Origin of the sequence: Streptomyces sp. NPDC058683 (assembly GCF_042716195.1) — a bacterium.
Classification (GTDB): Bacteria; Actinomycetota; Actinomycetes; order Streptomycetales; family Streptomycetaceae; genus Streptomyces.
Genome location: NZ_JBHXSK010000119.1, coordinates 1 through 6086 on the forward strand (window position 1 = coordinate 1; position 6086 = coordinate 6086).

Annotated in this window: 1 protein-coding gene; it reads left to right on the forward strand. The window is 69.8% G+C overall.

All coding sequences use genetic code 11. The features are described 5' to 3' along the window. Positions 1-246: 246 nt before the first annotated feature. The coding region (locus tag ACFWXC_RS52805; RefSeq protein WP_384491477.1) for an amino acid adenylation domain-containing protein at positions 247-6086 on the forward strand (5840 nt) is incomplete at its 3' end.

A 6086-nucleotide genomic window follows, 5' to 3' on the forward strand; every position in this document is an offset into this window, starting at 1 on the left:
CCTGCGGAGACGACGGTGGATGTGTCGTTGTGGCGGTGTGACGGGTCTGCCGGGCGGGTGTTGGTGGGTGGTCCGGTGGTGGGGACGCGGGTGTTTGTTTTGGATGGTGGGTTGGGGTTGGTGGCTCCGGGTGTGGTGGGTGAGTTGTATGTGGCGGGTGTGGGGTTGGCTCGTGGGTATTACGGTCGTGGGGGGTTGTCGGCGGAGCGGTTTGTGGCGTGTCCGTTCGGGGGTGTGGGTGAGCGGATGTATCGGACGGGGGATCTGGTGCGGTGGACCTCGGACGGTCAGCTGGTGTTCGTGGGGCGGGCGGATGATCAGGTGAAGGTGCGGGGGCGTCGGATCGAGCCGGGTGAGGTCGAGGCGGTGGTGGGTGCTCATCCGGGGGTGGCGCGGGCGGTGGTGGTGGTGCGTGAGGACGTGCCGGGTGAGAAGCGGCTGGTGGCGTATGTGGTGGCGTCCGGGCAGGCGGGTGGTGATCTGCCGGGCGAGGTGCGGGCGGCTGCCGCGGGCCGGTTGCCGGAGTACATGGTGCCCACGGCCGTCGTGGTCCTCGACGAACTTCCCCTGACCCCCAACGGCAAGACCGACCGCACCGCACTGCCGATGCCCGAGTACTCGGGGTCCGGCCGTGGGCGAGGAGCCGCGACGGTGGCCGAAGAGCTGATGTGCGGGGTGTTCGCCGAGGTCCTCGGCCTCGAACAGGCCGGGGCGGAGGACAACTTCTTCGAGCTGGGTGGCCATTCACTGCTGGCGACGCGGCTGGTGTCGCGCGTGCGGTCGGTCTTCGGCGTCGAGTTGGGCGTCCGGGAGCTGTTCGAGGCGCCGACGCCGGCGGAGCTGGCCGCTCGGCTCGGTGGTGCGGGGTCGGCGCGGGTCGGTCTGGCGCGGTGGGAGCGTCCCGAGCGGGTGCCGTTGTCGTTCGCCCAGCGGCGGTTGTGGTTCCTGGCGCAGTTGGAGGGGCCGAGTCCGACGTACAACATGCCGCTGGTGCTGCGGCTGGACGGCCAGGTGGATGTCGATGCGCTGGGTGCGGCCCTGGTGGATGTGGTGGCGCGGCACGAGGTGCTGCGTACCGTGTTCCCGGCCGACGAAGGCGAGCCGTACCAGAGGGTGCGTGACGTGGCCGAGATCGGTCAGCTCGTGCGGGTTGCGCAGTCCACCGGTCAGCAGGAGACCGACGAACTGGTGGCCGCCGAGACCCGGCACGGGTTCGACCTGTCGCAGGAGATCCCGGTCCGCGCACTGCTGATCCGGACGGGTCCGGACTCCGCGGTGCTGGTGGTGGTGTTGCATCACATCGCGGGGGACGGCTGGTCGATGGGACCGTTGGCTCGCGACATGTCCCGCGCGTACGCGGCACGCTGTGCGGGGCAGGCGCCGGAGTGGCAGCCGTTGCCGGTGCAGTACGCCGACTACACGTTGTGGCAGCGCGACCTGCTCGGCAGCGAAGCTGATCCGGAGAGTCTGCTCGCGGACCAGGTCGGTTACTGGCAGGAGGCACTGGCAGGGGCACCCGCGGAACTGGCCCTGCCGCTGGACCGGCCGCGCCCGGCCACTGCCTCCCACCGGGGCCACACCGTGGCCCTCGACATTCCCGCGGAGGTGCACGCGGAACTGGCCGCGCTGGCTCGCGAGCAGGGTGTGACGATGTTCATGCTGCTCCAGGCCGGTCTGGCGGTGCTGTTGTCGCGACTGGGCGCGGGGGAGGACGTCCCGGTCGGTACGGCGGTGGCGGGGCGTACCGACCAGGCGCTGGACGACCTCGTGGGCTTCTTCGTGAACACCCTCGTGCTACGGACCGATGTGTCGGGTGACCCGCCGTTCGCGGAGTTGCTGAGCCGAGTGCGGGAAACGAGCCTGGCAGCCCTCGACCACCAGGAGGTGCCGTTCGAGCGGCTGGTGGAACTGCTGGCCCCCGACCGCTCGTTGGTGCGGCATCCGCTGTTCCAGGTGATGCTCACCGTGCAGAACACGGCCGGCGCCGGCCTCGACCTCGGTGACGTGCGGGCCGTACCGCTCGCGGCCGGGGCGATGGCGGCGCGGTTCGACATCAACGTGACCTTGGGTGAGGTCACCGTGGACGGACGTCCCTGCGGGGTGCGGGGTTCGCTGACCGGGTCGGCGGATCTGTTCGATCGGCTCACCCTGGAGACGATCGCCGAGCGCTATGTGCGGGTGCTGACGGCAGTGGCGGCCGATGCCCAGCTACGGGTGCACGAGGTCGAGGTGTTGTCGGAGGGTGAGCGGGAGCGGGTGGTCGAGGGCTGGAATGACACGGGCGTGGCGGGTGTGCCGGGTGTCGTGCCGGTGCGGTTCGGTGAGCAGGTGGCGCGTACACCCGACGCGTTGGCGGTGGTGTGCGGTGAGGAGCGGGTCACTTATCGGGAGTTGGATGATCGTGCGTCGCGTCTCGCGGGTGTGCTGGTGGAGCGTGGGGTGGGGCTGGAGTCCGTGGTGGGGGTGATGCTGGAGCGGTCGGTGGAGTTGCTGGTGGCGCTGCTGGCGGTATGGAAGGCGGGCGGCGCGTATCTGCCGATTGATCCGGAGTATCCGCTGGAGCGTGTGGAGTTGATGCTGGAGGACGTTCGGCCGGTGTGCGTGGTGGTGAGCGGTGCGTTGGCAGGTGGGTTGCCGGATGGGCTCGGGGTGGTGGTGGGCGGTGCGGGGGCGGCCGTTCAGCCTGCAGGAGTGGTGGGGTCGGTGGTGCCGGGGCCGGAGCATGCGGCGTATGTGATGTACACGTCGGGGTCGACGGGGCGCCCGAAGGGCGTTGTGATCACGCACGGCGGACTGGCCAACCATCTGACCTGGGCGCAGCGGGAGTTCGGTCTGGAAAAGCGGGACCGGGTGCTGCACAAGACGCCATTCGGGTTCGACGCCTCGGTGTGGGAGCTGTGGTGGCCGCTGACGGCCGGGGCGGCACTGGTGGTCGCCGCGCCCGGAGAGCACCGCGATCCGGCGTATCTGGCGGACCTGATCCGGCGTGAGCGGGTCACGGTCGCCCACTTCGTTCCCTCCTCTCTTACGGCATTCGTGGCCGAGCCCACGGCGGCGGACTGCACAAGCCTGCGGATGATGCTCTCCGGCGGGGAGGCGCTGACGAGTGGGCTGTACGAGCGTGTCACGGCTCTGCTGCCGGCGCAGTTGCACAACCTGTACGGGCCTACCGAGGCCACGGTCGACGCGATCTCCCGGCACGCCGGTCCGGTCGAGAACACCGGGAGCGTCCCGATCGGCCGGCCCGTCGAGAACACCCGCGTCTACCTCCTCGACCGGTGGCTGAAACCGGTTCCGCCCGGTGTGGCAGGGGAGTTGTTCATTGCGGGTCTGGGGCTGGCGCGGGGGTATCAGGGTCGCGCGGGTCTGACGGCGGAGCGGTTCGTGGCGTGTCCGTTCGGGGTGCCGGGTGAGCGGATGTACCGGACCGGGGACGTGGCCAGATGGACCGCCGACGGTCAGCTGGTGTTCGTGGGGCGGGCCGATGACCAGGTGAAGGTGCGGGGCTTCCGGATCGAGCCGGGTGAGGTGGAGGCCGTTCTGGCGACCCATCCGGCGGTGACGCAGGCGGTGGTGGTCGCCCGGGAGGACGTCCGTGGCGACCGGCGTCTCGTGGCCTATGCCGTTCCGCACGCGGACGGTGACGGTGCGGATGGTGGTGAGCTGGCGGCTGAGCTGCGTACGTACGTGGGCCGGCGGGTGCCGGAGTACATGGTCCCGTCGGCGGTGATGGTGCTGGATGCGCTGCCGTTGACGGTGAACGGGAAGGTGGACCGGGCGGCGCTTCCGGTGCCCGAGTACACGGCGTCCGGTGGTGGACGGGGTCCCGCCACGGTGGCCGAGGAACTGGTGTGCCAGGTGTTCGCCGAGGTTCTGAACCTTGAACGGGTGGGGGTGGAGGACAACTTCTTCGAGTTGGGCGGGCATTCGCTGTTGGCGGTGTCGTTGGTGCAGCGGTTGCGTGAGCGGGGTTTCGGGGTGTCGGTGCGGGCGTTGTTCGAGTCGCCGACGCCGGCCGGGGTGGCCGCGGCCGGTGACGGCGGCGGTGTCGTGGTGGTGCCGCCGAACGCTATTCCGGCCGGTGCGCGGCACATCACGCCGGAGATGCTGCCGCTGGTGGATCTGACGGCCGCGCAGGTCGAGTTGGTGTGCGCGTCGGTCGAGGGCGGCGCGTCGAACGTGGCGGACGTGTATCCGCTGGCTCCGTTGCAGGAGGGCATCTTCTTCCATCACCTGCTCACCCAGCCGGGTGAGGCGGACGTCTACCTGGTCCCGACAGTGGTGGCCTTCGACGGTCGTGAACGGTTGGACGCTTTCGTGTCGGCGTTGCAGCGAGTGGTGGACCGGCACGACATCTACCGCACGGCGCTGGTGTGGGAGGGCTTGCCCGAGCCGGTGCAGGTGGTACGGCGTCACGTGGTCGTGCCGGTCACCGAGGTGACCCTCTCCGGAAACGGCGACGCCGCGGCCGAACTGTTGGACACGGCGGGTTCGTGGCTGGACCTGCGGCGCGCACCGCTGCTGCGGATGCACGTGGCGGAGGAGCCGGACAGTGGCCGGTGGTTTGCGTTGGTGCAGGTGCATCATCTGCTCCAGGACCACACGGCGTTGGATGTGGTGTTGGGCGAGGTGGCGGCGTTCATGTCGGGCCGCGGGGATGAGTTGCCGGTGCCGCTGCCGTTCCGTGATTTCGTTGCTCAGGCGCGGCTCGGAGTGCCCCGTGAGGAGCATGAGGAGTATTTCGCGGGTTTGCTGGGCGATGTCACGGAGCCGACGTTGCCGTTCGGTCTGGCTGATGCGCGTGGTGATGGTTCTGCTCTGAGGCAGGCGCGGTTGATGCTGGAGGAGGGGCTGGCGGAGGGGGTGCGGGTGCGGGCACGTGAGTTGGGGGTGAGTCCGGCGACGTTGTTCCATGTGGCGTGGGCGCGGGTGGTGGCGGGTCTGTCCGGGCGCTCGGATGTGGTGTTCGGGACGGTGCTGTTGGGTCGGATGACTGGTGGGCGGGGTGCGGAGCGGGTTGCGGGTCCGTTCATGAACACCTTGCCGGTGCGGCTGGATGTCGGGGCTCATGACGCTGTTGAGGCCGTGAGGGTGATGCAGTCCCAACTGGCCGGGCTCCTGGTCCACGAGCACGCGCCCCTGGCCCTGGCACAGCAGGCCAGCGGTGTCCAACCGCCGGCCCCGCTGTTCACCTCACTCTTCAACTACCGGCACGGGCCCGGGCAGGCCGACCGCGGGCGCGGCGACACAACCGGAGGGCTGGCCGGAATGAGGGCCCTGCTCACCCAGGAGCGTACGAACTATCCGTTGGCTGTGGCGGTTGATGATGTGGGGGTTGGGTTCGGGGTGACGGTGGATGTGGTGGATCCGGGGGATGCGGGGGTGGTGTGTGGTCTGTTGGAGACCGCGGTGGAGGGGTTGGTGGCTGCGTTGGGTGGGGTGGGGTCTGGGGTTGCGTTGGGTGGGGTGGGGGTGTTGTCGGAGGAGTTGTGTCGGCGGATGGTGTCGGAGTGGAATGAGACGGGGTCGGTGGCGGGGGTGTGGGTGCCGGATGTGTTTGCGGAGCAGGTGGCGCGTGATCCGGGTGCGTTGGCGGTGGTGTGTGGGGATGAGCGGGTGACGTACGGGGAGTTGGATGATCGTGCGTCGCGTCTCGCGGGTGTGCTGGTGGAGCGTGGGGTGGGGCTGGAGTCGGTGGTCGCGGTGGCGATGGAGCGGTCGGTGGAGCTGATCGTGGCGTTGCTGGCGGTACTGAAAGCCGGCGGTGCCTACTTGTTGCTGGACCTCGCCTACCCGGCGGAACGCGTGGCGTTCATGCTGGCGGACGCGGCGCCGGCGTGTGTGGTGACGACTCAGCAGGGCGCCGCGGGGCTTTCGGCGGGGATGCCGGTGATTGCGGTGGACGACCCGGAGGTTGTCGCGGAGCTGGCGGCGGCGGGCGGGTCGGCGCTGCCGGTGCGGGGACTGCCTGGGTCGGCGGCCTACGTGCTGTACACGTCGGGGTCGACGGGGGTGCCGAAGGGTGTGGTGGTGTCGCATGGGGGGTTTGGGGGTTTGGTAGCGGGTCATCGGGGGTTGTTGGGTGT